Here is a 26,379-nt window from a genome sequence, read left to right on the forward strand (position 1 = left end):
TGTTGGATGTTAACCGCACTCGTCATTGATGATGAACAGTTTGCTCGTGAAGAGCTAGCAGAGTTACTGGATGAAACAGGCCAAGTTGAGGTAGTGGGCGATGCCTCAAACGCAATCCTTGGCCTAAAAAAAATCAATGAACTCAAGCCTGATGTGGTGTTTCTCGATATCCAAATGCCTCAAGTCACGGGGATTGAATTACTTGGGATGCTTGATCCAGAAACCATGCCTTATGTGGTTTTTGTCACGGCTTATGATCAGTATGCGATTCAAGCATTTGAAGACAATGCCTTTGATTACTTGCTCAAACCTGTCGACCCATGCCGTTTAACCAAAACGGTCAAACGGCTAAATAAAGTCATTAGTCAATCAGCCCTAACTCAACAGCTGTCTGCTATTACGCCCGATACTTTAGATCAGATTCCGTGCATCGGGCACAACCGTATCGTTATCATGGCCACCGACACGGTAGAATGTGCATACAGTGACATCAGCGGCGTGCATGTACGCTCCACCAGCCAAGCCGCGAGCACTCAACTGACATTAAAAACGCTAGAAGAGAAAACCCCACTGGTACGCTGTCATCGCCAATACTTAGTCAGCATTAAGGCCATCAGCGAAATCAAATTACTCGAAAACGGATTAGCAGAAATCATCACCAAAACTGGCTTTGAGATACCAGTAAGCCGCCGCTACCTTAAAGTGCTCAAAGAGATGCTGGGCATTAGCCACTAACACAAAAAGTTCACACATCACCGCTGAGTTTCCGCTAGCGTATAAATAAGACGCTCCGAAAAGACGAGGCGATGATGTATAAAGTTTTGTTCATATGTAAGCACAATGCTGGACGAAGTGTGCTCGCTGAGTCGATCGCAACCCATATCCTACCAGCAGATTTTAGTGTCGCCAGCGGTGGCTCTCATCCCACAGGCAAAGTTCACCCGGTGGTGCAAAAATATTTAGATGACCACCAACTTCCCATTCCACATATCCACACCCACTCATGGGAAGAGCGAACTCAGTTTCTTCCTGACATCGTTATTATTCTCTGTGACTCTTTACATCAAGAGGCAGCTCCTCAGTGGCTTGCGGGTGGCGTTCGAGTAAACTGGCAAGTCGATGCCTTTCCGACTGAAGGTTCTGATGAAGAGGTGTACGCACATTGCGAAAGGGTTGCTCAGTCGCTTGAGCGAAGAATCACGAAGATGTCCGATATGATTATCGATGGTTTAGGGAAAGACCAAATTCGTGATTACCTAAATGAACTGAGAGAGATGTAAAAAAGACGACCCGCTGGTCGTCTTTTTAATATTCGATAAATGGAGATTAATCCACTTGCTTGATTTGCAGTTCTTTGGGTACTTCAAAGAACATATTCTCTTCACGACCAAGTACTTCATCGACCGCTTCGGCACCGACGAGTTCTTTGATTCGCTCTAGAATCTGATTAACGAGCTCTTCCGGAGCAGATGCCCCCGCAGTCACACCTACTTTCGTTTTGCCTTCGAACCATTCAGGTTTGATATCTTCCGGACAGTCGGTTAAGTAACCTGGTGTCCCTAGCTTTTCAGCTAGCTCTTTAAGACGTGTAGAGTTTGATGAGTTTCTAGAACCCACCACAACCATCACATCTACGTCACCCGCTAATTCACGTACGGCATCTTGGCGGTTTTGTGTCGCGTAACAGATATCGTCTTTACGTGGTCCTTGGATATCTGGGAAGACGCGGCGTAGCTCTTCGATAACATCGGCAGTTTCATCTACAGAAAGTGTCGTTTGGCTTACGTAATGAAGATCAGATGGATCTTTCACAATCGACTTCAGTTTCTCAACATCGGCCGGGGTTTCAACCAAGTACATGCCACCGGTTTCACTCGCGTACTGCCCCATTGTGCCTTCCACTTCAGGGTGACCTGCGTGACCAATCAGAACCACTTCCATATTGCGGCGGCTTGCTCGCGCTACTTCCATATGCACTTTGGTTACCAACGGGCACGTCGCGTCAAATACCGTCAAATCTCGCTGCTTGGCTTCCTGACGAACCGCCTGCGATACACCATGAGCAGAAAAAATCACAATGTTGTTGTCTGGCACTTCATGCAGCTCTTCAACGAAGACAGCGCCACGTTGTTTTAGCCCTTCAACCACAAAACGGTTATGCACCACCTCATGACGAACATAAATCGGTGGCTGATACATCTCTAGCGCACGCTCTACGATGCTAATCGCACGGTCTACACCAGCACAAAAGCCGCGTGGGTTAGCTAATAGGATTTTCATTTCATTGCTCATGGAAATTATCTTTATTGGGTTCGCTATTCTACTGACAAAATTTCAACTTCGAAAGTCACGTCTTGTCCCGCTAGAGGATGGTTGAAGTCCACAGTGACTGAATCGCCAGCAATCTCTGTAATAATGCCCGGGATTTCCATGCCATCAGGACCACTGAACGCCATGATTGTACCCACTTCTACTTCTGCATCACCTACAAACTTAGTGCGATCCATATGGTGTACATGGTCTGGGTTTGGCATGCCAAACGCGTCTTCTGCTTTTAGCTCAATCGCTTTTTGTGCGCCTGTTTCGAGGCCTATCAAGCACTGCTCAAAGTTTTCACTCAAGCTGCCATCACCCATAACAAATTTCGCTGGTTTACCCATGTTATGAGTACTATCCGCAACCGATCCATCTTTCATTTTAATCGTAAAGTGAAGGGTTACTACAGATTCATTGGTTATTGTTGTCACGTTACTGCTTCCTTGTTCTTGGGTTATTACGCTGTCAGCTTGGTCTTTTTATACATTGATATGCTGATTGGCGCTCCAACATAATAAAAAGCGTCGCTCGAATCAACGGGCGACGCTTAGGGTTATTCAACTTTTCGCAATATACACTGCCACTACTTAGGCTTTCGCCTCGTCTTTCTTTCGAAAGCCGTCAAGAATAATCATCGCGGCACCAATACAGATCGCCATGTCTGCAAGGTTGAACGCTGGCCAGTGATAATTACCCCAGAAAAAGTCCAAATAATCCACGACAAACCCATGTATTACTCGGTCGAATACGTTGCCTACTGCGCCACCAATAATCATGGCATAAGCAATATTATTCCATTTCTCTTTCGCTGGTAGTTTGCTCATCCAGTAAGTCAAAAGACCTGTAACGATAAAAGCAATACCTGTAAATAACCAACGTTGCCAGCCCGCTTGATCACTCAAAAAGCTAAAAGCAGCACCATAGTTATGCACGTACAAAAGATTAAAGAATGGCAAAATTTCTATGCGGTTTGCCCAGCCATATCCCATGTTGTTCATTACAACATACTTAATACCAATATCAGCTAAAAAGATAACCACCGCTAACCATAACCAGCGAATACCAGATTGCTTTAAAGACAGTGCTTTTTCACTCATTACTTAACCTACAAACAGCCCCAGTAAATACTGGGGCTGTTAATTTTAAAAAAAGTTCAGTCGTTCTAGGCAATTACGCGAATTTACGTACTTCACCTTCGCCGTCTACGTTAGACACACAACGACCACAGATCTTCTCGTGACCTTCGATTGTGCCTACGTCTGGCGTGTGGTGCCAACAACGGTCACACTTCTCGCCTTCAGCTGCTGCTACTTCAACAAACAAGCCTTCGATATCTGTCGCTTGTGCTGCATCCGTCTTCTCACCTAGAGGCTTAACTTTCGCAGCAGAGGTTAGTAGAACAAAGCGCAGTTCATCTTCAAGTTTGTTGATCTTCGCCGCTAAAGCGTCATCAGCAAATAGAGTCACTTCAGCTTGTAGTGCACCACCGATGGTTTTCTCTTTACGCGCATCTTCTAGAAGTTTGTTTACTGCACCACGAACCGCTTGGATCTCAGTCCAAAATTCGTTGTTCAGCTCTTCACCTTCAGCAAGACCGAATAGGCCGTCGAACCACTCACCAGTGAATACGAACTTGTCGCGCTCGCCTGGCATTTCGTTCCAGATTTCATCTGCAGTGAACGACATGATTGGCGCCATCCAACGAACTAGCGCTTCTACGATGTAGTAAAGTGCTGTCTGACAGCTACGTTGAGCGTTACCGCCACGTTTTGCTGTGTACTGACGGTCTTTGATTACGTCTAGGTAGAAAGAACCCATTTCAATTGAACAGAATTGCATTAGACGCTGAGTCACACCGTGTGTGTTGTACTCTTCGTATGCTTTAACAATCTCTTCTTGTGCTGCTAGCGCACGACCAACTGCCCAGCGATCTAGCGCAACCATCTCTTCAACAGGAACGATGTCTGTTTCAGGGTTGAAGCCGCTTAGGTTAGCAAGGAAGAAACGCGCTGTGTTACGGATACGACGGTAAGCATCTGCGCTACGTTTTAGGATTTCATCAGAAACCGCAACTTCACCAGTGTAGTCTGTTGAAGCAACCCATAGACGAAGAATGTCAGCACCTAGCTTGTTAGTTACGTCTTTTGGCGCAACCACGTTACCGATAGATTTAGACATCTTACGACCCTGACCATCAACCACGAAACCGTGTGTCAGTACTTGTTTGTAAGGCGCTTCGTCTTTCATCGCGATAGATGAAATTAGAGAAGACTGGAACCAACCGCGGTGTTGGTCAGAACCTTCTAGGTATAGGTCTGCACTATTGCCGTTGTACTCTTCACGAGCATCAACAACAGAGAAGTGAGTCACACCTGAATCGAACCATACGTCTAGCGTATCTAGTACTTTTTCGTACTGGTCTGCTTCGTCACCTAGTAGCTCAGCTGAGTCAACATCCCACCACGCTTGAATACCTTTCTCTTCAACCAACAGAGCAACCTTCTCGATAAGCTCTAGTGTGTTTGGATGAAGTTCTGCTGTTTCTTTATGAACAAACAGAGCAATTGGCACACCCCAAGTACGTTGACGAGAGATACACCACTCAGGGCGACCTTCGATCATACCTTCGATGCGGCTTTGACCCCACTCAGGCATCCACTCTACATTCTTGATTGACTCTAATGCTTTAGCACGTAGGCCAGCTTGGTCCATAGAAACGAACCATTGAGGTGTAGCACGGAAGATGATTGGAGTCTTATGACGCCAACAGTGTGGGTAGCTGTGCTCGTAAGCGTGGTGGTGTAGTAGTGCACCTTTTTCTTTTAGTACTTCTACTACTGCATCGTTCGCTTTAAATACGTGCTGACCAGCAAATAGCTCAGTGTCTGGAAGGTAAACACCGTTTGAGCCAACTGGGTTCGCTACTTCTAGGTTGTACTTGTTACCAACCGCAAAGTCTTCTTGACCGTGACCCGGTGCAGTGTGAACAACACCAGTACCTGAATCAGTCGTAACGTGATCACCAAGGATCGCCGGTACAGTGAAATCGTAGAATGGGTGTTGGAACTGAGAAAGCTCTAGATCCGCACCTTTCGCAAAACCAAGGTTATGGAAATGCTCGATACCCGCACGGTCCATAACGTCTTTCGCCAGCTCAGCAGCAACGATGATACGTTCAGGTTGCTCGCCTTCAACTTGGAGAAGTACATACTCAAGGTCATCACGTAGACACACAGCACGGTTCGCAGGAAGCGTCCAAGGTGTTGTCGTCCAGATGACAATAGAGATATCGCCTTTACCTTCATGGCCTTCAGTCAGCTCAAACTTAGACAACAGTGCCGCTTCGTCAGCCGCTTTAAAACGAACGTCGATAGATGGCGATACTTTATCTTTGTATTCTACTTCCGCTTCAGCAAGAGCAGAACCACAGTCTGTACACCAGTGAACAGGTTTGAAACCTTTTAGCAGGTGACCATTGCTTGCGATCTTACCAAGAGCACGAATAATGTTCGCTTCAGTTGCGAAATCCATAGTGCGGTATGGCTTGTCCCACTCACCCATGATACCAAGGCGTTTGAAGCTCTCTTTCTGACCTTCAACCTGACCTGCTGCGTATTCACGACATTTCTCGCGGAATTCTGCTGCCGTCACTTTTTGGCCTGGCTTGCCTACTTTTTTCTCTACCATTAATTCAATAGGTAGACCGTGGCAATCCCAGCCAGGAATGTAAGGTGCGTCAAAACCTGAAAGTGTTTTGGATTTAATAATAATGTCTTTAAGAATCTTGTTTAGTGCGTGACCAATATGAATGTCACCATTTGCGTAAGGAGGGCCATCGTGCAATACGAATGACTTTTTGCCTTTCTTAGCTTTACGGATTTCACCGTAAAGATCTTCTTTGTACCAACGCTTAAGCATTTCTGGCTCACGATTGGCCAGATTGCCGCGCATTGGAAACCCTGTTTCAGGTAAGTTCAGGGTATCTTTATACTCACTCATCGATTCTTAATTCCGTTATATTGGGCGAAAATTAGACATTATGTTGAACGGTGGAATAAACCGCTCAACGCTTAAGCTGACGCAGCCACACCCTTGCTGCTTCAGCATCCAATTCGATTTGTTGTTTAAGTGCTTCAAACGACTCAAACTTTTGCTCATCTCGAAGTTTATGCAAAAGTTCCACTTCTAGTTGCTTGCCATATAAATTGGCATGAAAGTCGAATAAGTGTACTTCTAACTGCTGGCGAACGCCATTGACAGTCGGTCTTTGACCAATATTAGCGACACCACCAACTGGCTTATTTCCTAAGCCAAGCGCTTGAACAACATAGACTCCGGAAACCGGAGAAACACAGCGTTTCAAAGGAATATTCGCAGTAGGAAAACCTATCGTTCTGCCCAGCTTTCTTCCGTGAGAAACACGACCGCTGATGCTGTAGTTTCTTCCCAGCATCTGTTGCGCGGAATGCAAATCGTCACGCGCCAGCGCTTGACGGATAGCCGTACTGCTGACACGTAATTGTTGTAAACAAAAGCTCTGGGTACTCACGACATCAAAACCGTACTTTTCCCCCGCTTCCTGCAGCATTGCAAAGTTACCTGTACGGCCTTTGCCAAAGCAGAAATCATCACCAACGACAAGAAACTTAACACCCAAACGCTCGACCAACAAGTCACGGATAAATTCTTCCGCGGTTAAACTTGCAAAATGACGATTGAAATTGACGCAGAGCAAGCGATCAATATCGAGCTTACTCAATTGCACGAACTTATCGCGTAATCGCGTCAACCGTGCAGGTGCCTTATCTTTGGCAAACAGCTCCATCGGCTGAGGTTCAAAGGTCATCACAACAGAAGGCAATGATAGCCTGTCCGCTTGCTCAGACACTTGCTGCAATACTTGTTGATGGCCTTTATGGACACCATCGAAATTGCCAATAGTCAGCACGCAACCATGATGTCGCGGGGTGATATTGTGAATGCCTCTAATCAGTTCCATTGGATACTGCTTTCTGCCTCTGTTTTTACTTTACACTGTGTGAAACTGACGGATTATATACTAATCACCCTTAGTCTGTCCCAGCTTTTAGGTCTTTTAAGCGTGCACCCGTTAAAAATAGAACCACTAGGTAAACCACGGCTCCTAGACCGATCAACATTCCTAGTACACCGCTGCGGTGAGTAAAGCTCCAATCTAGCCACACTGACATGTCTTCCAATTGCCATAAGATCGCAGCCACCATCGCCGCACCTGCAATAACCAAACGTATAATAAAGAAGACGGTTCGTTTGGTGATTTGGTATACCCCTGCGATATGTAGACCACGATACAGCAATGCCATATTCACAAACGCCGAAAGTGCCGTCGCAATAGCCAAACCAACGTAACCATAAAAGTACGCAAAAATTGCGTTAAACACCATGTTGGTCACCATCGCAATGATGCCGTACTTTACTGGCGTTTTAGTATCTTGACGCGAGTAATAACCTGGCGCGAGCACCTTGATCAACATGAAGTTCAACAAACCTGAAGCGTAGGCAAAGAGCGACAATGATGCTTGATGTACGTCTTGAGGAGAAAATTCACCTCGCATAAACAGAACCATGAGCATAGGTTTTGCCAGTACCATCAGACCAAGCATTGCAGGAAGGCCAAGCAAGATCACCATGCGCACCCCCCAATCCATGGTTTGCGCGAAGCCTTCACTTTGTGCGTCAACGTGTTTACGTGAAAGCGCGGGTAAAATCACAGTCGCAATCGCAATACCAAACAGACCTAAAGGAAATTCCAATAAGCGGTCTGAGTAATATAGCCAGCTGATCGAACCGGTTTGCAAAAAACTGGCGATGAACGTATCAAACAACAGGTTAATCTGACTGACCGATACACCAAATAAAGCGGGGATCATCAAAGTACGGATTTTCACTACACCCGGATCGCGCCAGCCCCATTTTGGCTTAACCATGACGCCTGCTTTAATAAGGAAGGGAATTTGGAATAAGAACTGGACCAAACCACCTAAGAAAACACCAATGGAAAGCCCTATTTCTGGCATTTCCATTTGCGGCGAGATAAACCACGCCGCCAAAATAATCATCACATTGAGGAAAACAGGGGTAAAGGAGGAGACAGCAAATTTACCTAATGTATTGAGGATAGCGCCCGATAGGGCGACAAAGGTAATGAACCATAAATAGGGAAAGGTGATTTTGAGCATCACGCTAGCAAGCTCAAACTTTGCTGCAGCCGGGCCACCATGCATCCAGTCAAGGAACCAACCAAAACCAAACACTGCAGTGACCACGCCGGAGCCTAGGACACCTAAAATGGTAACAATCGAGACTATCACCCCTAACGTACCCGCCGCTCTAGCAATCAGTTCCCGAGTTTTGTCCATGTCACCTTGAGCATGACTTTCCGTTAAAACAGGTACAAACGCTTGGGAAAAAGCTCCTTCAGCAAACAAACGTCGTAAAAAGTTAGGGATTTTATTGGCGAAGAAAAAGACGTCTGCGCTTGCTCCTGCCCCCATTAAATTTGCCACTACAACATCACGAACTAGGCCAAGAACGCGGGAAATAAATGTCATAGCACTGACGATCATGCCAGACTTGAGTAGTCGTTTACTCACTGTAACCTCGGAATATCACCATAAGACAGCTAACCCTATACTGTTTCTCTGACAGGTGCTGTAAATAGACGTCAAAAATCTATCCGCGGGTTGTAAGGAATAAGTGTGCCTTTCGCGGATAATTATTAGCATTGGTATAAAAATGCTGTTAGAATCCCCGCCATCTTAACCGCGATAACCTCTCTTACCAAAATTTGTTTTGGCTTAGATCGGTTTTTGCACAAATCATTTGACATTTAAGCGCAAATGAGGGATATTCCTCGCCCTTAAATTGTCACAGAACTAAGTTTTTGGGAGTTAGACCCTTGGCAAATAGTAAATCTGCTAAGAAGCGCGCTATCCAAGCTGAGAAACGTCGTCAGCACAATGCTAGCCGTCGCTCAATGATGCGTACTTACATGAAGAAAACTGTTGCTGCTATCGAAGCAGGCGACAAAGAAGCTGCAACTGCTGCATTCGCTGTAGTTACACCTATCCTAGACCGCATGGCAACTAAAGGCCTTATTCACAAGAATAAAGCAGCTCGCCATAAGTCTCGTTTCGCTGCACAAATCAAAGCTCTTTAATAGAGTCCTGATTTTACAGTGAAGAAAAAACCGACCTTGTGTCGGTTTTTTTATATCTACAAAATTTTCTTAATAAAAAAAGCTGGCAATGCCAGCTTTTCTTTTTCTGAATGTCCCATTTAAAGACATCAGCTTATTCATTACCCATATAACGCTCAAACTAGAAAGCACTAATAAAACACTTGAGAACAAAGCAAATTGGTCGATGAGTAGTACCCTATCATCAAAAGTTTAACGCCACTCTCAAATATTCCAACAAGTTAGATTCACACTCTAAGATGAGCAGTATATTAGGACTATTTAATTAATGTTGAGCACTCTCAGCACAATAAAGACTATGCAGTGTTTTTATTAACGCTTTCACTTCATCACTCTTTAATGTGTAGTACACGGTTTGTGCTTCTTTCCTTGTCGTGACTAGCTCATCACGGCGAAGCCAAGCAAGATGCTGAGATAATGCCGACTGGCTTAGCTCTAACTTTGCACACAGCTCTCCCACGGACAGCTCTTGGTTATGCAGCATACAAAGGATTTGTAGGCGTCTCTCGTTTGCCATCGCTTTGAGCAACACGACGGCTTTTGCGGAGTTCTGCTCCATTTCTTGTAGATTCATGTGTTGGACCTCTAGCTACAACTTACTTATTCCAACCCTGGCCAGCTTGTTGTGTTGCACTGATTTATATATCTAAGAAAATCAAGATACACTTCCAGAGTCTTCATTATTAGAACCTCTAATTTAGTTGTTAGTGATACACCAATATTATCCACCAAAGTGAAGAATTGATGCGCCATCAATAATTAATAGTTTTGCTCACTAAAACAAGTATCTTGAGTTACTTAGGTATTATTTAGAATTATATTTTTATTGATAGTAATCTATTTATTTGCGCAACGATACGGGTTTACTCAAACATTTGACTGAAATCAGCATCACAAACATTTTTTACCGCTGGGTGTTGGATCATTCGTTCCGCAAAAATCACGTAGTACTCTTCTTTTAACCCATCGACATGACCAATTAGCTGTAGATTTCGGTCGTCCTCAATCTCCGACATGTATACGGTCGGCGCTAAGAAAATCACATCATCGTGATACCGTGCGAAAGCCTTCATCAACGCAACATCATCAAATTCTCCCAACACATTAGGCTGAAGACCTTGACGATCAAACCACTGAATAACCTTACGCCCCATTGCTGTTCGGCTTGCAGGAATCAAAAGCTTTTTCTGTTCCAGAATCTCAGGGAAACGCACATTTTCAATTTCAGAAGAGGCGAAAAAGCTCATGCTGCTCTCACCTAGCTTTTTGCTATAAAGGCCAGGGCTTTGAGTTGAGTCAACGGGACAATCCGAGAGGATCATATCCAGCTTGTGCTGAGACAGTCGTTCAAGTAGCAATTCGTGGGTTGACTCATAACAGCGTAAATGAATACTGTTATCTTCCGGGACAGTCGTCATTAGTACTTTACTGACCAAGCGCTTAGATAACGCATCGGCTACGCCAACTTCAAACAGAATGTTCGAGTGCTGACTGTAATTGACGATATCTAACATCTCATAACTCAAACCAAACATTCGGTCGGCGTACTTAAAAACAAGTTGCCCTAACTCAGTTGGCTCAACTGTACGACCATTTCGTTTGGTTAACTTTCCTTTCATGCGTTCTTCAAGCGCTTTAATCTGCCCTGTCACGGTTTGCGGTGTCAGGAAAAGCGCATCGGCCGCTTTAGTTACAGAGCCCTGTTTGCACACCATCCAGAAATAATATAGATGGTTGTAGTTTAAATGTGACATGATCAAGTCCCGAAAAGAAAGTGATGCTTTTTATACCAAATGTGACAGAGACAAACAATAAACTCGACAAAACCATACAATACATTACAAAAACATAAGTTTTACCGAATATATAAAATTAACACTGTCATAAAAGTTGAACTGAGGCGCATTTTCTTTCTAAAGAAAACGCAAAAACCACACAAAACAAAAGTCAATTTTATTCATTAAATTCAAAGAGTTAAAAACCTTCATTTTTCCCTACTCACACCACTATCAAAAAGAACAATAAAAATTACTCACAGCAAGAAATCTGTAATATTACTGAAATATTTGTTCTCTAACATCGCCCGCAGTTTCAACTACAGACCGAAAAATGAACTGAAAGGTCAACGGAGAAAATTATGATGAACCAAGCTACTTCAACAGTGGCGCCAATTTCGAGCACTGCTCGTTGGTTACGCTGGGCTAACTTGGCATTCATGTTGTATCTGCTTCTTCTAGCAGTATCTATGGTTGGTAGTGGCTTCAAATGGGCAACTGGCGATCAAGCTAAGGTGCTATTTGAGTTTGCCGCTCACCCTGTTGCTGGTCTAATGATCGGCTTGGTGGCAACAGCCTTAATTCAGTCCTCAAGTACTGTAACGTCTATTATTGTAGGTTTAGTTGCAGGTGGCTTACCAGTAGAAACCGCGATTCCGATGGTGATGGGTGCCAATATTGGTACCACAGTGACTAATACGCTTGTTTCTCTTGGTCACGTACGTTGTAAAGAAGAGTTCAAACGTGCATTTGCAAGCGCAACTATTCACGACTTCTTCAACTTACTTGCTGTTGCTATTTTCCTTCCGTTGGAAATGATGTTCGGCATTTTAGAGAAAGTTTCTCATTGGCTTGTTTCTCCACTACTTGCTACTGGCGATATGAGCATTAAAGGCTTCAACTTCATTAAGCCAATAACAAAACCAGTTGTGGGTGCAATTAAAGAGCCACTTTCAACATTCGGTGATACTGTTGGTGGCATCATGCTTATCGTTTTGGGTATTGCGACAATCTTCGTTGCAATTACGGTAATGGGTAAGCTAATGAAGAGCCTAATGGTTGGCCGCGCACGTGAAATTTTGAAAAACGCGATTGGTCGTGGCCCTATTCACGGTATTGTATCGGGTTCAATCGTGACTGTGTTGGTACAATCTTCATCAACAACAACTAGCTTGATGGTTCCACTTGTGGGTACAGGCGTTCTTAAAGTTCGTGATATTTACCCATTCACGCTAGGTGCAAACATTGGTACTTGTATTACGGCGCTACTAGCAGCAACAGCCGTATCGGGTGAGTTCGCGGTATTCGCGCTTCAAATCGCTCTGGTACACCTAGTATTTAATATCATGGCAACGCTGTTTATCTTTGGTATTCCGTTCCTACGTGAAATTCCAGTGAAAGGCGCTGAGATGATTTCTGAAATGGCTATCAAGAACAAAGCTGTTGTCGGTGGCTACCTAATGTCTGTATTCGTTATTTTACCAGGCGCGATCTTAGCCCTAACGACATAACAATAACTTACATACCATCGCTTATTGTTTAGGCTCCACATTGTGGGGCCTTTTTTGCGTTAATGACGCTGTTCAAATTCGTTGTCTGGTGATAATTTGAGCCATACCAGCATACTTATGCTGAGCTACCTCATTTGGAGTCGACAACATGACGCAGCTTAATGGCACTATTTCTGATCAGCTACTCGCAATAGACGAAAACCTAACTCAACTGGTTGCTGATATTGATATCCTCAGTAGCGTGAATCCTCTCAATTATGCTCAGGAAAGAGAGCGCTTTATTAAGAACAAATACTCTCAAGAGCCTAACTTCCAATACTCAACTACCAATCTAGATACTCACAGCGCAAAGCGACGTTTGTATGAACTGCCTTTAGAAAATATTCAAGACACCCAATTACAAAAGCTGTACGCGGATGTGATTCAGTCTTACGCAGATAAATTGGATCAAGTGAATACTATCGGTACACAAGAGTTTCTTTATAACTCCTTGCGCTATTACGGAGAGCCGAGCGCCAAAGATATTGCCAACGCCCATTTCATTTTACACCTTCCCACGGAAGAAGAGAGCAAACCGCAGCATGATAGCCGTGCGATAGCACACTTCATGCAAAACTTTGCTCAACGTAATGGATATGAGTGTGAAATACAGGTGTTGGATGGGATGTTAGCAAACGCACTCGTTTCGGGGTCTCGAGTCAAAATTAACCACGCAGCATACATCACGACCGATGAGTTAGAGGCTCTCGCACATCATGAAATGGGTGTACACCTTCTTACTACGCTTAATGGTCGTCAACAACCGCTAAAGGTCCTGAGCTTAGGGTGCCCAGCCAATACCAACACCCAAGAAGGGCTGGCTATATTGTGTGAATATCTGTCAGGACATTTCAGTATCAAACGCCTAAGAACCTTAGCCTTACGAGTCCTGGCGGTAGAGTCGATGATCAAGGAACGAGATTTCCGCCATACGTTCATGCTATTAAAAGAACAGTATAAAACGTCTGACCTTCAAGCATTTACAACGACTGCTCGTGTGTATCGAGGAGGCGGTTTGACGAAGGATTACTTGTACCTCAGAGGGTTCCGAGAGGTGCTCAATGCCTACGATAAACTGGGCAATGACTTTTCATTGTTGCTATGTGGGAAAACAGAACTGAAGTATTTTGAGCTTATTCACTCATTAGTGAGCAAACAAATATTCACCCAACCCAAGTTTATTAGCCCGGCACTGTCTGCACCGAAGCAGACCAACCCTATTCACCGCTATATTGTCAGTGCACTCAAGTAATATCTTCAAAGTACGAAAAAGCAAAAAAGCTCCATTCGGAGCTTTTTTCATATCTTGAAGAACAACACTGGTTACACTGAGAATGGGTAACGAATAGGGTCGTGATGCTCGTATCCTTCAACCCAAAAGTCATCCAGTGTGACCCATGTTTCCAGATCTTCTAGAGATTTAATCTCTGGATTGATGTGGAACGTCGGCGCTTTTAATGGTTCACGCTTCAACTGAACATCACGCATCAGTTCAAGCTGATCTTCATAAATGTGCGCATTCACAATCTTATGAAATGCCTGACCAGGTTTCTTGCCCGTGATTTGCGCCATGATCGCCAAGAACACGTAAACTTGAACCATATTGAAGTTTAAGCCAAGCGGTACATCACACGAACGCTGAGTACTGTTCAGGTAAAGCGTATCATCCAGCAATGAAAAATGGTGGCTATACATGCAAGGACGCAAGCACCCCATGTGGAATTCACCCGGGTTGTAGAAGTTCAAGATTTCACCGCGATCATCAACACCACGCGTTAAGTCATCCACTATCTTGCGTAATTGGTCAACATGCCCGCCATCAGGCTTCGCCCATGCGCGCCCTTGGACGCCGTAGACACGGCCCATGTCGTCTTCACCTTTACGGTATGGATTATTTAACCAAGCATCATTTAGGTTGGCATTGGCATCCCAGGTTTTCGTGCCCAGCTTACGAAAATCTTCCGCATTATCGTAACCACGAATGTACCCTAGTAGCTCTGCAACGGCCGCTTTCCAAAAACTTTTACGTGTGGTTACCAACGGAAATTGATTGTTCGCAACATCGTAGGTTAAATCCGCGTTGATTACGGTCAGGCAGCGCTTGCCTGTACGCTCATTTTCAACCCAAACACCTTGGTCAACGATGCGTTGACACAAATCTAAATACTGTTTCACACCAATACCTTACTTCGTCTTTTGTGGTAACTCATCTTTGTAATGACCACGTTTGTATGCCCAAACCATCATTAGGATACCGATAACCACCATTGGCAGGGATAGAATCTGTCCCATGGAAATAAAGCCACCGAATAAACCCAAATGAGCGTCTGGTTCGCGCACGTACTCAACTAGGAAGCGGAATGTACCATATCCAGCTAAAAATAGCCCTGATACAGAACCTAGAGGACGAGGTTTCTTGATGAACCAATTCAAGATGAAGAAAAGTACGATACCTTCAAGCGCCATTTCATAAAGCTGCGATGGATGACGTGGCAGTGGACCACCATTTGGGAAAACGATCGCCCAAGGCACATCCGTTACTCGGCCCCACAATTCGCTGTTCATGAAGTTACCTAAACGCCCCATACCCAAACCAAATGGCACAAGCGGCGCGATAAAGTCGGCAACGCCGAAGAACGTTCGCCCGTTTTTGTGTGCATACCAGAACATCGCGGTAATAACACCCAGTAAGCCCCCGTGGAAAGACATACCACCGGTCCACACTTTAAACAGATACAAAGGATCAGCCAGGAAGAGCTCAAAATTGTAGAAAAGCACGTAGCCAACACGGCCACCAATCACCACGCCAAGGAAGCCTGCGAACAACAAATCAGAAACCTGTTCTCGTGTCCAACCACTTCCCGGCTTATCCGCACGTCGGTTCGCCAACCATAGGGCGAACATAAAGCCCACAAGGTACATCAAACCGTACCAACGAACCGAAACAGGACCAATAGAGATTAAAACCGGATCAATATTGGGAAATTCAATATATCCCTGAGACATAAATCATTCTCTTCTTATCACAACAAAATAAATATACCCAAGTAACCTCTAGATGCTTGGTTCAGCGAGAATGACTTGGGTACAAACTTAGAGCAGCATGGTCGCTGCTACAAACATTAAGAACACCGCGAATATCTTTTTTAATACCGCAGTTGGAAGGTTAGTTGCCAGCTTCGCACCCACTTTTGTTGTGAGCATCGAGGCCATGGCAATCGCTAATAATGCGGGTAGATAAACATAGCCAATACTGTATGAAGGTAAGCCTTCCACTTTATAGCCATGTAAGATGAAGCCGATCATACCAGAAATAGCAATCACGCAACCACAAACGGAGGATGAGCCCACCGCTTTACGCATTTCTATCCCGTGTTTATTTAGAAATGGTACCGACAGTGAGCCACCACCAATACCAGCAAGGCTTGATACGACACCAATTCCCGTGCCATATGCAACGGTCACCCGGCTGCTCGGCATAGGTTTACTGCTCGTAACTTTAATGGAACGGAACATTTGTACTGACAGGCAAAGAACAATGACACCAAATACTTTCGGCAAGTAGTGCGTAGGGATCCACTCAGCAATATTGGCACCGACAAAACCACCTATAACCACACCTGGCATCAACCATTTTACGACGAACATATCGACATTGCCGAGCTTAAGGTGATTCATCGCCGATGAGCCTGACGTGACAATAATACTCGCTAACGAAGTGGCTAAGGCCATGTGCATACTCATTTCTGGAGAGATCCCAGCAAGAGGAAGCAAATACAACAAGGCAGGAACAACAATCAAACCACCACCGATACCGAGTAACCCCGCCATCACACCCACAAAAGCGCCTAGCGCCAACAATAACAAAAATAAAGAGACGGTCACGATTTCCTACTTTTTACCTGCACGGATAAAGCCCGCAAAACCCTGTTGGATGAAGAAGTCATGCATCATTTGATGAATGTCCTCCCCGTAGGACTTTGTCATTGCTTGCTCCGCTAATTTTTCTAATTCTTCTTGTTGGCTATGACGAATCAAATATTTCACCTTAGCCACGTTGGAGGTGTTCATACTCAAACTGGTATACCCTAACCCAAGTAAGAGAAGAGCGCCAAATGGGTCGCCAGCTAACTCACCACAAATACACACTGGCACCTGATACTTATCGCACACGTCATGGATTTGCTTAAGCGCTAGCAGTACCGCAGGATGCATAGATTCATAGACATCCGCGACGCGGGAATTGTTCCTATCAACTGCTAATAAATACTGGGTTAAATCGTTTGTCCCGACAGAAACAAAATCAACACGGTGAGCAATCGTTGGCAATAAATACACCATTGATGGCACTTCGATCATGACCCCAACTTGTGGGAACTGAATTCTATCATCAAGCAACACGGCTTCGCTGTGAGCTTGATTAATCAAGCTAATGGCATCGTCTAGCTCTTTTACCCCTGACACCATTGGCAATAAGATACTTAAGTTTCTGCTTTCTGCACTCGCTCTTAACATTGCACGCAGCTGGATCAAGAAAATGTCTGGATGATCCAATGTAAAACGAATGCCACGCCAGCCTAGAAACGGATTATCTTCTTCGATGGGCAAATACGGCAAAGGTTTGTCACCACCAATATCCAAAGTGCGCATCACCACTCGTTGATTCGGATAACTGTTGAGTATCGCTTGGTATTGATGATACTGCTCATCTTCGGACGGAAAGTGATGTTGAAGTAAAAATGCAATCTCAGTTCGGTACAACCCAACTCCATCAACACCTGTATTGATGGCAATATTACTGTCTGCACTGAGCCCCGCATTGAGCATAATTTCGATGTAGTGATTGTCTTGCGTAACCGCTGGGAGTGCGAGGTCCTTGTTTACCATTGCAAACAATTCTGACTCTTCACTCACTAAGCTGTGATACTCTCGCAATAATTGACGGTTTGGCTCTAGGAAGATCTCGCCCGTATAACCATCCACTATCCCGAGTTTGCCATTGACCACATCCGGGTTAATGTTGGCGCCCATGACAGCGGGAACTCCAAGTGCGCGAGACAAAATAGCCGCATGAGAGTTCGCGCCACCTTCTAGTGACACGACGGCTAACAAAAACTCTTTAGGTACAGACGCGAGCAAGGTGGCTGTGAGTTCACTCGCCACCAAAATAATGGGACGATCAATTGCAGAATTTTCTTGCTCACTGTTATGTAGAAAATAGAGCAGCCTTTGCCCTAACTCTCGGATGTCTTGCGCTCTCTCGCGCATGTAGACATCCGACATTCTGGCAAATCGATTCGAGTATGACTCTACCACTTGGCGTAACGCCCAATCTGCCCTGTCTCCTTTTTCAATTTGCTTCTTCAAATCACCACGAAGCATCGGATCATTCAGTAAGTGAGTAAACAGATCGAAGATCGCCAGCGCATCTTTGTTGATTTCACTGTCCAGTTTTTTCCGCATACGGCGAAAGTCATTTAACGCTCGCTCTATCGCCACCAGCAATGTCTCGTGCTCACGTACCTTATCTAACGTGGACGATGGGAAAACATCCGATAAACTCGGTTGGGTATTGTCGAACCAAAACTCTCCAATCGCGACACCAGTAGATGCAGGCAAACCTTTTAATACCGTGGGTTTAGATGCCAACTGCCAATGCCCAAGATTCTGCGCATGCGCAATAAGCACTGCTAGCTGAGCGGACAACGTGACAAGAAACGACTCTTCCATTTCACTGAACAAGCGCGGTGTTTTTTGCTGGATCACCAACACACCTAAAACTTGTTTTCGATGAATGATTGGAGTGGCTAAAAAGGAGTGGTAAATCTGTTCGCCGAGTTGAGGGAAGAATTTAAACTCGGGATGTTTTGAGGCTTCGGCAAGGTTGAGTGGCTCTGCGCTTCGTTTAACCAACCCAACCAAGCCTTCATTGAAGTTGATATGAATACTATCACCTTCAAAAATAAGGCCTTGAGTTGCCATTAACTCAAGGCGCTGCATTTCTTCATTAGCAAGATAGATAGTACAGCACTCAGTGCGAAGGGCAGCACAAGTCTCTTTCACCAATATATCGAGTGCCAGATGCACATCATCGACCCTGGAGACTTTCTCAACTATTTCCCTTAGCTGACTGAGCATGATTATCCTCTACGTTGCTTTTTTCTTTTCCCTTTCGCTTTTCTCTCTCGAAAAGGCATGGCTAAGGATGCAAACTCTTTCATCGCTCGTCGATAAACATCTCGCTTGAAAGAAACAACTTGCCTAACTGGATACCAGTAACTCACCCAGCGCCAACCATCAAATTCAGGGGATTTTCCGCGTTGCATATTAATACGAGATTCATCGCATTCTAATCTCAGCAGAAACCATTTCTGTTTTTGGCCGATACAAACAGGCTTGGAGTCCCAACGCACCAATCGCTTTGGTAGCTTATATCTTAACCAATGACGACTTGTTGCAATGATCTTAACGTCTTTTTTCGTTAAACCGACTTCTTCGTATAACTCCCTGAACATGGCTTGTTCAGGGGTTTCACCTTCGTCAATCCCACCTTGTGGAAATTGCCATGAGTGTTGCCCGTATCGTTTAGCCCAGAAGACCTGACCATGGTTATTACATATCACAATACCAACATTAAGTCGGTAACCATCGCCATCTATCACTGGCTAACCTCTATGAATAAATTTTTTATTACCGTGATTTTTCCACATATCCCCATTACTAGCAAACTTACTGATGTGATATGAGCAAGATTTATTACCTTTTCACCATATTTGGATATCTTTTAATCAAGCCATACCTTATCAACACAAGAGTGAGACATTGCCCACATTTATTCACCTTTTCTGTGAATAACTTTGTGAAGAATTCAATTCAAATGAGTAATTCTGTTCAACCCCATCACAAGAAAAACAAATAAAGAAACAGAAAAACAAACATAAAACATTGATAAAAAAGTCTTTATTTTAAAAAATAGCGATAAATCGATCTTCAGTTTCTTGATGATCTTTTCACCAAACTCAGATCGGTCAAAGATCCACCAATAGGCTATTTATCCACACTCACCTGCTATTCGTTTAGATGATTACAACAAAATCAACCCCAAAAATGCATTTTAACCCCTGTTTATTCATACAGACCCCGTCAGGATCTTATCAATACCTCCTCCACCTGTGGATAAGTTATGAATTGATCGTTCTTACACCGCCTCGGTGAAATCTTAAACAGTAGATTTGGCCGGAGTTTGATAAACTATATTTTTTGTAATACCACCTTGTGACTATGAAACCAGAACCACAAACAGAAGCAGAGCTATTGGAACGAGCGCATGATATGGCTGGACTCAGTTTTGCTGAGTTGGCCGCCGAGGCGAATATGATTGTTCCTGAAAACTTAAAACGTGATAAAGGTTGGGTGGGTCAATTACTCGAATGGCACTTGGGCGCCCCAGCTGGCAGTAAACCTCAACAAGATTTCGCTAAGCTAGGGATCGAGCTGAAAAGTATTCCGATCAGTCACTCTGGCAAACCATTGGAAACAACCTTTGTTTCGGTGGCTCCTCTCACAGGTGTTCATGGTCTTACATGGGAAACAAGCCACGTACGCAACAAGCTGTCTCGTGTGCTTTGGGTACCAGTGGAAGGGGAACGAGAAATTCCACTTGCAGAAAGACGTGTTGGTAGCCCACTGATTTGGTCACCAGACGACGACGAAGAGCGTATTTTACGAAACGACTGGGAAGAGCTAATGGAGATGATCGTCTTGGGGAAATTTGATCAAATTTCCGCCAGACACGGAGAAGCGCTGCATCTTCGCCCTAAAGCCGCGAATGCAAAAGCCCTCACCGAAGCATATAGCTCAAATGGCAAGCCGATAAAAACTCTGCCCAGAGGTTTTTACCTCAGAACACAGTTTACTGAACAGATCTTACTCAAGCACTACATCAGCACGCCATCTGAGTAATGTTGTTTCCGCCATTTAGTGCGTCACGAGCGATAACTCGATATCACAGTACGAGGCTGCCTCTTCAGTGCCACATTCGTCATATGCATTGTGCAGCCTTAAGTACGCTTTATCTACCCCTAACCTCAGCAGCTCTTCTTTCACCAAATCTAGCGAACCGAAATGTATCGGATCTTCACCGTCTTTAATTGGCTCGAGTTGATGCTTGTACTCCACTGCTAGCAAATAGTCAGAGACATCAGAACACCCAATCACAAATACTTTGGGAGTTTTATAAGTATCTTTATGGGGACCGTGTAACCACATGTCCAATTGATGCTTCTGCATAACGTACCTCCTTCACACGATCATTTAAGTGTAGTTAGGCAATGTATAGCTTTCGAGTTTGGTCTTCCTTTATACGTAAATCATTTGCGATAGCGGTTAAAAATCCCCTATATTGGAATCACTTATTTAGTCGGTAACTCTTCAAGGACGTGATATGCAATACACAAAACTACCGCACTCATCACTTGAGATCAGTAAAATCTGCCTCGGAACCATGACGTTTGGCGAGCAAAATACAGAAAAGGACGCCTTTGAACAGCTCGACTTTGCCCTTGATCATGGGGTGAATTTCATTGATACCGCAGAGATGTACCCTGTACCTCCCAAAGCGGAAACGCAAGGACTCACCGAGCAATACATCGGTAATTGGTTAGCAAAGAGCGGCAAACGTGAAAAAGTTGTGCTGGCAACAAAAGTGGCTGGCCCTCGTGGTGTCCCTCACATCCGAGACAACATGAGCCTTAATCGTCGCCACATCCATACAGCAATTGATGACAGCCTTAACCGCCTGCAAACGGATTATGTCGATTTATACCAATTACATTGGCCTCAACGTCAAACTAACTGCTTTGGTCAACTCAACTACCCATACCCTGACAAACAAGAAGAAGTCACGTTAATTGAAACATTGGAAGCGCTTACAGAATTAGTGAATGCAGGCAAAGTACGCTATATCGGCGTATCAAACGAGACGCCGTGGGGTGTGATGTCGCTACTGCGTTTGGCAGAGAAACACGATTTGCCAAGAATTGTCTCCATTCAAAACCCATATAACTTATTGAACCGCAGCTTCGAAGTTGGCTTGTCTGAAATCAGCCATTACGAAGGCGTTCAGTTACTTGCTTACTCTCCTTTGGCATTTGGCTGCCTGAGTGGTAAATACCTAAACGGGGCAAAACCTGAAGGCGCTCGATGCACTAAGTGGGAGCGTTTTGCGCGCTACTTCACTCCACAAGGTGTTAAAGCGACCGAAGCTTACGTCAATTTAGCCCAAGAGCATGGTTTGGATCCTGCACAAATGGCACTTGCATTTGTCAATCAGCGCCCATTTGTAGCATCTAATATTATCGGCGCGACCAACCTCGACCAATTAAAAGCCAACATCGACAGTATCGATCTAAAACTAAGCGATGAGTTCCTGACTGAGATTCAAGCAATTGGTACAACCTACTCGAACCCTTGCCCTTAACAGTAAAGCTCCCCTCAAACGAAAACAGCTGACCTTCAAGGTCAGCTGTTTATCAAATGAAGTATGACTTCATATCGCACGTTAAACGTGTTGAATGACTCGATAGCAACTCAGTCAGTCCAACACGCTAACGATTACGTCATTATTCGCGATGTTAAAACTCGACGAAGGTGACGAACTCGACGTTCAACTTTTACTGCATCCGGAACATTGGCGCGTGTGGAACGACCATCGCTATCTAAACCAATATCTCTCAATAAATGAACATTCGTCCATGGAACATCATGAGCAGTGCGGCGTATGGTTCGCTGCCATTCCTTTTCTTCGCGTTTAAGGTCTGCTTTCAATAGCAAAGTTGCCAGTTGTAGGTAAATAGAGTGACGCATAATATTTTCTCCGATTATCGATGTATTCGACTGGGAAAAGTAGTGCGTAAAATGAACAGAGGTGTTCTGTTGATACTAAGCCGCTACTTTTCCGCAGCCTAGTAATAAATAAGATAGGTTACGGATTAATTTTTATCTTGTGAGCCAGTGGTATTGGTATCATCCGACTTAAGAGTCATCGGAGCGATAGGCATACGATCAGCGCAAGCAGTGGTGTTAACAACGTAATGTTTCATCTTGCGCCTCCTAGCTAAAAATTAATCCGTTTATAAAAGGTATAACTCATTGAGTTACGGTTAAATTGTAAGCTTTGATGAATATATATCAAACATTTTTTGTCTTTTTGATTAAAAACAAACCAATACACCGCAATTCAGTTTCATATACTTTTCTATATAACATATTCACCTAGGGAATATATGAAATTACGGATTTTATAAATCAAACTGAATACAAAACAAAAAGAGCGGCTTTGTAGCCGCTCCTTCACTGATATTCATTCACCAATTTAACTTCAGAAAGAACAAATTACATGGCTTGATCAGAAATCAAATTATGTTTGTTCAGTAGTCGATACATCGTCGCGCGTGAAACACCAAGCTCCTTCGCCGCATTCGAAACTTGACCAGAATGAGATTCCAAAACAACCAGTAACGCGTCACGCTCACTCTTCTCACGAATCGATTTCAAACTACGCTTTGAGTCATTACGCTGAGGCAAATCTAGGTGATGCTCTTCAATCATTACGCTGTCAGACATCAGAACCGCTCGTTTCACTTGGTTCATCAATTCACGTACGTTACCTGGCCAGAAATAACGTGTCAGTGCCTTGAGTGCATCCTCAGAAAAGCTTTTTGCTTGCGAGTTATACTCTTTAGAAAACTCTTGTAAGTAGTAGCGCGCTAACAAAGAAATATCGCTCGCGCGCTCTTTTAAGCTCGGGACATTAATGCGTAATACGTTAATGTAGTGGTAAAGCTCTTCATTAAAATCTCCGTCAATCAAGGCTTTTTCTACATCTGACGAGTTAGCCGCAAGGATGCGTACGTTGACCGCTTTTACACCATCTTTGGTATCAATGGTGCCTTCTTGCAAGAATCTCAGCAGATTCATTTGTTGCTCTTTTGAGATGGTAAGAATGTCATTAAACAACACGGTGCCGCCATCTGCTTGTTCGAGCATACATGCTTCCATATCTTCATCGGCGTTAATACCAAATACTTCCGCCTGGAAACGTTGCTCATTGAGCGCGCGACAGTTAATTGCCATAAACGGTTTATGAGAACGTGAAGAGACTTTGTGGATAGCGCGAGCAACCGCTTCTTTACCTGTACCACTTTCCCCAGAAATAAGAATACTGACGTCCGTCGGACCGATTCGCTTTACTTGATCGCGTAAACGCTTCATCGGGATAGATTCACCGAGCAGCCCCATGTCTAAGCTGCTACCAAAACTAGGCCAAACTTTTTTCTCCAACTTGAGCATACCAAGCTGGTGACCAATCGTGCTTAAAAGCTGGGCATCCGGGATTGGCGCAGTGAAAAAGTCTATACAAAAGTTAACAATGAACTGGCATATGGTATCAGTGCCAAGCTGAGATTCACGAATAAACGCTAACCAACGCACGTGTTTGTGAGAACTGACTAAGTTCGCCAAACCGTTCAAGCTGAATTCGTCATGGCTGAGATCGACAATACCGATACATGGACCAATATCCTCTAACAACGTATTAGCTTTGCGTAAGTCACCCACTTGGTGACACTTCCAGCCCACTTGCTCAAGTACTGATAACCAAGGCTCATAAGTACCGCCAACTACCACAAGCGATCCCGGGATGGAATCCATCTTAAACTGCCCAGCCATTCTCTAACCCTTTTTCATTGTTAATAGAAATTTTGCGCCACAAACCTATCTTTGCGAGCGGGTAACATTATCGAGACTCCGCGCCCCCACGTCTGTCTCAGTATTAAGACTATGCAATAGATTGAGATTTGGCGAATGTTTATTTGCATATCCTATTAAAAAGCAAATGCAACAACTTGAACTTATTTAACTAAAAGGCATAAAAAAACCACCCGAAGGTGGTTTTTTTGATCATCCTGCCAAATTACGCTTGTGGGCGCATTGCTGGGAATAGGATCACGTCACGGATAGTGTGCGTGTTAGTCAGTAGCATAACCAGACGGTCGATACCGATACCTTGGCCTGCCGTTGGTGGTAGGCCGTGCTCTAGTGCAGTGATGTAATCTGCATCGTAGAACATGGCTTCGTCGTCACCAGACTCTTTAGCTTCAACCTGTGCTTTAAAGCGCGCGTCTTGATCTTCTGCATCGTTAAGCTCTGAGAAGCCATTCGCCACTTCACGACCGCCGATGAAGAATTCAAAGCGGTCTGTAAAGAACGGGTTGTCATCACTACGGCGAGCCAATGGAGAGATGTCCGCTGGGTAGCCAGTGATGAACGTTGGCTGCATTAGCTTAGGTTCTGCTGTTTCACCGAAGATTTCTTCTAGAAGCTGACCGCATGTCCAGAAGTCTTCTACTTCAACATGTACTGATTTCGCGATAGAAACCATCAGTTCACGGTTTTGTAGATCTTCTTCGGTTAGCGCTTGGATTTGCGCGTGATCTGGGTTGTACTGCTTGATTGCTTCAAACATGCTCATACGAGTGTAAGTGCCACCAAATTCAACCGTTTCATCACCGTAAGGCATTGATGTTGAACCTAGAACTTCTTGCGCTACCGAGCTTAGTAGTTCTTCAGTAAAGTCCATCAGATCTTTGTAATCCGCGTACGCCATGTAGAATTCCATCATAGTGAATTCAGGGTTATGACGTGGAGAAAGACCTTCGTTACGGAAGTTACGGTTAATTTCGAATACGCGATCGAAGCCACCAACCACTAGACGCTTCAGGTATAGCTCAGGTGCAATACGTAGGTACATTGGCATGTCTAGTGCGTTGTGATGCGTGATGAATGGGCGTGCACTTGCACCACCAGGGATCACGTGCATCATCGGCGTTTCTACTTCCATGAACTGTTTTGAGATCATGAAGTTACGAATTGCAGACATCACTTTAGAACGTACAATAAATGCTTTACGTGAATCTTCGTTCACAATCAGATCAACGTAACGCTGACGGTAACGCATTTCTTGGTCAGTAAGACCGTGGAACTTCTCAGGAAGTGGACGAAGTGCTTTAGTTAGCAACTCGTATTCTTCCATGTTCACGTACAGGTCACCCTTACCAGATTTGTGCAGCGCACCTTTAACACCGATGATGTCACCGATATCAAGACCTTGGTATTTCTCTTTTAGCTCTTTTTGTACGTCTTTAGCAGCGTAAGCTTGGATACGGCCAGATGTTTCTTGAATTACTAGGAATGGACCACGCTTAGCCATAATACGGCCAGCAATTGCAACCACGTGGTTAAGCTCTTCTAGCTCTTCCTTCGTCTTTTCACCGAACTCTTTTTGAAGGTCGCCCGCTAGTGCGTCACGACGGAAGTCGTTTGGGTGGCCGTTTGCTTTGCAGCTCTTTCGGATTTCATCCAGTTTAGCGCGGCGTTCAGCAATCAGCTTATTTTCTTCTAGTACAGTTTCGTTTTGAACAGCATCAGTCATTTTCGATGTATC

At 44.4% G+C, this 26,379-nt stretch carries 24 protein-coding genes; 7 read left to right on the top strand and 17 right to left on the bottom strand.

Annotated features, from left to right (window positions below):
* Nucleotides 1–6 precede the first annotated feature (6 nt).
* Together btsR and NL645_RS16325 are read left to right on the top strand one after the other, a co-directional pair.
* Nucleotides 7–735, top strand: a complete 729-nt coding sequence (gene btsR / locus NL645_RS16320) for a two-component system response regulator BtsR (RefSeq protein ID WP_047009112.1) — start codon at nucleotides 7–9, stop codon at nucleotides 733–735.
* Between the two features lie 71 nt (nucleotides 736–806).
* On the top strand, nucleotides 807–1,280 hold the full coding sequence (locus tag NL645_RS16325) for a low molecular weight phosphatase family protein (protein ID WP_124009012.1): 474 nt from the start codon (nucleotides 807–809) through the stop codon (nucleotides 1,278–1,280).
* A 46-nt stretch (nucleotides 1,281–1,326) separates the two neighbouring features.
* Here the strand turns inward: NL645_RS16325 and ispH are convergent, their stop codons facing one another.
* The 6 genes from ispH to murJ all read right to left on the bottom strand — a co-directional run bounded on the left by ispH (nucleotide 1,327) and on the right by murJ (nucleotide 8,948).
* The gene (gene ispH, locus NL645_RS16330) at nucleotides 1,327–2,292 is read right to left on the bottom strand and encodes a 4-hydroxy-3-methylbut-2-enyl diphosphate reductase (RefSeq protein ID WP_167713382.1); all 966 of its coding nucleotides are present in this window, start codon (nucleotides 2,290–2,292) and stop codon (nucleotides 1,327–1,329) included.
* A gap of 23 nt (nucleotides 2,293–2,315) precedes the next feature.
* Entirely contained in the window at nucleotides 2,316–2,747 is a 432-nt protein-coding gene (gene fkpB, locus NL645_RS16335) for an FKBP-type peptidyl-prolyl cis-trans isomerase (RefSeq protein ID WP_012842130.1), read from the bottom strand.
* A 156-nt stretch (nucleotides 2,748–2,903) separates the two neighbouring features.
* Nucleotides 2,904–3,413, bottom strand: a complete 510-nt coding sequence (lspA, locus tag NL645_RS16340; RefSeq protein ID WP_005397302.1) for a signal peptidase II — start codon at nucleotides 3,411–3,413, stop codon at nucleotides 2,904–2,906.
* A gap of 73 nt (nucleotides 3,414–3,486) precedes the next feature.
* Nucleotides 3,487–6,315, bottom strand: coding sequence for an isoleucine--tRNA ligase (gene ileS / locus NL645_RS16345; RefSeq protein ID WP_253652048.1), 2,829 nt, complete (start codon nucleotides 6,313–6,315; stop codon nucleotides 3,487–3,489).
* A gap of 64 nt (nucleotides 6,316–6,379) precedes the next feature.
* Nucleotides 6,380–7,315 carry a bifunctional riboflavin kinase/FAD synthetase gene (ribF, locus tag NL645_RS16350; RefSeq protein ID WP_006743103.1) on the bottom strand — a complete coding sequence of 312 codons (936 nt, stop codon included), beginning with the start codon at nucleotides 7,313–7,315 and terminating at the stop codon, nucleotides 6,380–6,382.
* A gap of 70 nt (nucleotides 7,316–7,385) precedes the next feature.
* On the bottom strand, nucleotides 7,386–8,948 hold the full coding sequence (gene murJ / locus NL645_RS16355) for a murein biosynthesis integral membrane protein MurJ (RefSeq protein WP_253652049.1): 1,563 nt from the start codon (nucleotides 8,946–8,948) through the stop codon (nucleotides 7,386–7,388).
* 305 nt (nucleotides 8,949–9,253) lie between these two features.
* Here murJ and rpsT point away from each other — a divergent pair, with 305 nt between their 5' ends.
* Nucleotides 9,254–9,514 carry a 30S ribosomal protein S20 gene (gene rpsT / locus NL645_RS16360; protein WP_005381938.1) on the top strand — a complete coding sequence of 87 codons (261 nt, stop codon included), beginning with the start codon at nucleotides 9,254–9,256 and terminating at the stop codon, nucleotides 9,512–9,514.
* 304 nt (nucleotides 9,515–9,818) lie between these two features.
* On the opposite strand, the gene NL645_RS16365 is transcribed toward rpsT, so the two are convergent.
* Complete coding sequence (locus NL645_RS16365; RefSeq protein WP_005381940.1) at nucleotides 9,819–10,127, bottom strand: metalloregulator ArsR/SmtB family transcription factor; 309 nt, start codon at nucleotides 10,125–10,127, stop codon at nucleotides 9,819–9,821.
* A gap of 289 nt (nucleotides 10,128–10,416) precedes the next feature.
* Entirely contained in the window at nucleotides 10,417–11,307 is an 891-nt protein-coding gene (gene nhaR, locus NL645_RS16370; RefSeq protein ID WP_005381942.1) for a transcriptional activator NhaR, read from the bottom strand.
* A 386-nt stretch (nucleotides 11,308–11,693) separates the two neighbouring features.
* On the opposite strand from nhaR, the gene NL645_RS16375 reads away from it, so the two are divergent.
* A complete protein-coding gene (locus tag NL645_RS16375) occupies nucleotides 11,694–12,839 on the top strand; it encodes a Na/Pi symporter (protein WP_031780616.1) in 1,146 nt (381 codons plus the stop codon).
* Between the two features lie 148 nt (nucleotides 12,840–12,987).
* Nucleotides 12,988–14,130, top strand: a complete 1,143-nt coding sequence (locus tag NL645_RS16380) for a flavohemoglobin expression-modulating QEGLA motif protein (protein ID WP_237309061.1) — start codon at nucleotides 12,988–12,990, stop codon at nucleotides 14,128–14,130.
* A gap of 71 nt (nucleotides 14,131–14,201) precedes the next feature.
* Here the strand turns inward: NL645_RS16380 and NL645_RS16385 are convergent, their stop codons facing one another.
* From NL645_RS16385 to rppH, 5 genes are all read right to left on the bottom strand, one after another.
* Nucleotides 14,202–15,053, bottom strand: a complete 852-nt coding sequence (locus NL645_RS16385; RefSeq protein WP_005381947.1) for a thymidylate synthase — start codon at nucleotides 15,051–15,053, stop codon at nucleotides 14,202–14,204.
* A 9-nt stretch (nucleotides 15,054–15,062) separates the two neighbouring features.
* Complete coding sequence (gene lgt / locus NL645_RS16390) at nucleotides 15,063–15,884, bottom strand: prolipoprotein diacylglyceryl transferase (protein WP_150916304.1); 822 nt, start codon at nucleotides 15,882–15,884, stop codon at nucleotides 15,063–15,065.
* Between the two features lie 87 nt (nucleotides 15,885–15,971).
* Nucleotides 15,972–16,763, bottom strand: coding sequence for a sulfite exporter TauE/SafE family protein (locus tag NL645_RS16395; RefSeq protein WP_253652050.1), 792 nt, complete (start codon nucleotides 16,761–16,763; stop codon nucleotides 15,972–15,974).
* A 6-nt stretch (nucleotides 16,764–16,769) separates the two neighbouring features.
* The gene (gene ptsP, locus NL645_RS16400; RefSeq protein WP_253652051.1) at nucleotides 16,770–19,016 is read right to left on the bottom strand and encodes a phosphoenolpyruvate--protein phosphotransferase; all 2,247 of its coding nucleotides are present in this window, start codon (nucleotides 19,014–19,016) and stop codon (nucleotides 16,770–16,772) included.
* Nucleotides 19,017–19,018: 2 nt separating this feature from the next.
* Nucleotides 19,019–19,540: an RNA pyrophosphohydrolase gene (gene rppH / locus NL645_RS16405; protein ID WP_005381953.1), complete on the bottom strand. Its 522-nt coding sequence runs from the start codon at nucleotides 19,538–19,540 to the stop codon at nucleotides 19,019–19,021.
* A gap of 619 nt (nucleotides 19,541–20,159) precedes the next feature.
* Between rppH and mutH the strand changes: the two genes are divergently transcribed.
* Complete coding sequence (gene mutH, locus NL645_RS16410) at nucleotides 20,160–20,840, top strand: DNA mismatch repair endonuclease MutH (protein ID WP_005397318.1); 681 nt, start codon at nucleotides 20,160–20,162, stop codon at nucleotides 20,838–20,840.
* Between the two features lie 15 nt (nucleotides 20,841–20,855).
* Here the strand turns inward: mutH and NL645_RS16415 are convergent, their stop codons facing one another.
* Nucleotides 20,856–21,167 (bottom strand): DUF6482 family protein, encoded by a 312-nt coding sequence (locus tag NL645_RS16415; RefSeq protein ID WP_005397320.1) that lies wholly within the window; start codon nucleotides 21,165–21,167, stop codon nucleotides 20,856–20,858.
* A 154-nt stretch (nucleotides 21,168–21,321) separates the two neighbouring features.
* Here NL645_RS16415 and NL645_RS16420 point away from each other — a divergent pair, with 154 nt between their 5' ends.
* Nucleotides 21,322–22,356, top strand: a complete 1,035-nt coding sequence (locus NL645_RS16420; RefSeq protein WP_253652052.1) for an NADP(H)-dependent aldo-keto reductase — start codon at nucleotides 21,322–21,324, stop codon at nucleotides 22,354–22,356.
* A 134-nt stretch (nucleotides 22,357–22,490) separates the two neighbouring features.
* Here the strand turns inward: NL645_RS16420 and NL645_RS16425 are convergent, their stop codons facing one another.
* The 3 genes from NL645_RS16425 to lysS all read right to left on the bottom strand — a co-directional run bounded on the left by NL645_RS16425 (nucleotide 22,491) and on the right by lysS (nucleotide 26,367).
* Nucleotides 22,491–22,742 carry a DUF1127 domain-containing protein gene (locus NL645_RS16425; protein ID WP_085343981.1) on the bottom strand — a complete coding sequence of 84 codons (252 nt, stop codon included), beginning with the start codon at nucleotides 22,740–22,742 and terminating at the stop codon, nucleotides 22,491–22,493.
* Nucleotides 22,743–23,270: 528 nt separating this feature from the next.
* A complete protein-coding gene (gene vpsR / locus NL645_RS16430; RefSeq protein ID WP_253652053.1) occupies nucleotides 23,271–24,605 on the bottom strand; it encodes a cyclic-di-GMP-binding transcriptional regulator VpsR in 1,335 nt (444 codons plus the stop codon).
* A 244-nt stretch (nucleotides 24,606–24,849) separates the two neighbouring features.
* On the bottom strand, nucleotides 24,850–26,367 hold the full coding sequence (gene lysS / locus NL645_RS16435) for a lysine--tRNA ligase (RefSeq protein ID WP_005397328.1): 1,518 nt from the start codon (nucleotides 26,365–26,367) through the stop codon (nucleotides 24,850–24,852).
* Nucleotides 26,368–26,379 lie beyond the last annotated feature (12 nt).

It is taken from the genome of Vibrio sp. Y51_MX_L26, assembly GCF_024181935.1.
Taxonomy (GTDB): Bacteria; Pseudomonadota; Gammaproteobacteria; order Enterobacterales; family Vibrionaceae; genus Vibrio; species Vibrio diabolicus.

What these genes read in the sequence shown, in the direction of transcription:
- NL645_RS16415 (WP_005397320.1), bottom strand. Translation starts at nt 21,167, where the DNA reads ATGCAGAAGCATCAATTGGACATGTGGTTACACGGTCCCCATAAAGAT.
- mutH (WP_005397318.1), top strand. Translation starts at nt 20,160, where the DNA reads ATGAAACCAGAACCACAAACAGAAGCAGAGCTATTGGAACGAGCGCAT.
- NL645_RS16365 (WP_005381940.1), bottom strand. Translation starts at nt 10,127, where the DNA reads ATGAATCTACAAGAAATGGAGCAGAACTCCGCAAAAGCCGTCGTGTTG.
- NL645_RS16380 (WP_237309061.1), top strand. Translation starts at nt 12,988, where the DNA reads ATGACGCAGCTTAATGGCACTATTTCTGATCAGCTACTCGCAATAGAC.
- ptsP (WP_253652051.1), bottom strand. Translation starts at nt 19,016, where the DNA reads ATGCTCAGTCAGCTAAGGGAAATAGTTGAGAAAGTCTCCAGGGTCGAT.
- ispH (WP_167713382.1), bottom strand. Translation starts at nt 2,292, where the DNA reads ATGAGCAATGAAATGAAAATCCTATTAGCTAACCCACGCGGCTTTTGT.
- NL645_RS16425 (WP_085343981.1), bottom strand. Translation starts at nt 22,742, where the DNA reads ATGCGTCACTCTATTTACCTACAACTGGCAACTTTGCTATTGAAAGCA.
- lgt (WP_150916304.1), bottom strand. Translation starts at nt 15,884, where the DNA reads ATGTCTCAGGGATATATTGAATTTCCCAATATTGATCCGGTTTTAATC.
- lspA (WP_005397302.1), bottom strand. Translation starts at nt 3,413, where the DNA reads ATGAGTGAAAAAGCACTGTCTTTAAAGCAATCTGGTATTCGCTGGTTA.
- ribF (WP_006743103.1), bottom strand. Translation starts at nt 7,315, where the DNA reads ATGGAACTGATTAGAGGCATTCACAATATCACCCCGCGACATCATGGT.
- NL645_RS16375 (WP_031780616.1), top strand. Translation starts at nt 11,694, where the DNA reads ATGAACCAAGCTACTTCAACAGTGGCGCCAATTTCGAGCACTGCTCGT.
- vpsR (WP_253652053.1), bottom strand. Translation starts at nt 24,605, where the DNA reads ATGGCTGGGCAGTTTAAGATGGATTCCATCCCGGGATCGCTTGTGGTA.
- NL645_RS16420 (WP_253652052.1), top strand. Translation starts at nt 21,322, where the DNA reads ATGCAATACACAAAACTACCGCACTCATCACTTGAGATCAGTAAAATC.
- lysS (WP_005397328.1), bottom strand. Translation starts at nt 26,367, where the DNA reads ATGACTGATGCTGTTCAAAACGAAACTGTACTAGAAGAAAATAAGCTG.
- nhaR (WP_005381942.1), bottom strand. Translation starts at nt 11,307, where the DNA reads ATGTCACATTTAAACTACAACCATCTATATTATTTCTGGATGGTGTGC.
- NL645_RS16325 (WP_124009012.1), top strand. Translation starts at nt 807, where the DNA reads ATGATGTATAAAGTTTTGTTCATATGTAAGCACAATGCTGGACGAAGT.
- ileS (WP_253652048.1), bottom strand. Translation starts at nt 6,315, where the DNA reads ATGAGTGAGTATAAAGATACCCTGAACTTACCTGAAACAGGGTTTCCA.
- btsR (WP_047009112.1), top strand. Translation starts at nt 7, where the DNA reads ATGTTAACCGCACTCGTCATTGATGATGAACAGTTTGCTCGTGAAGAG.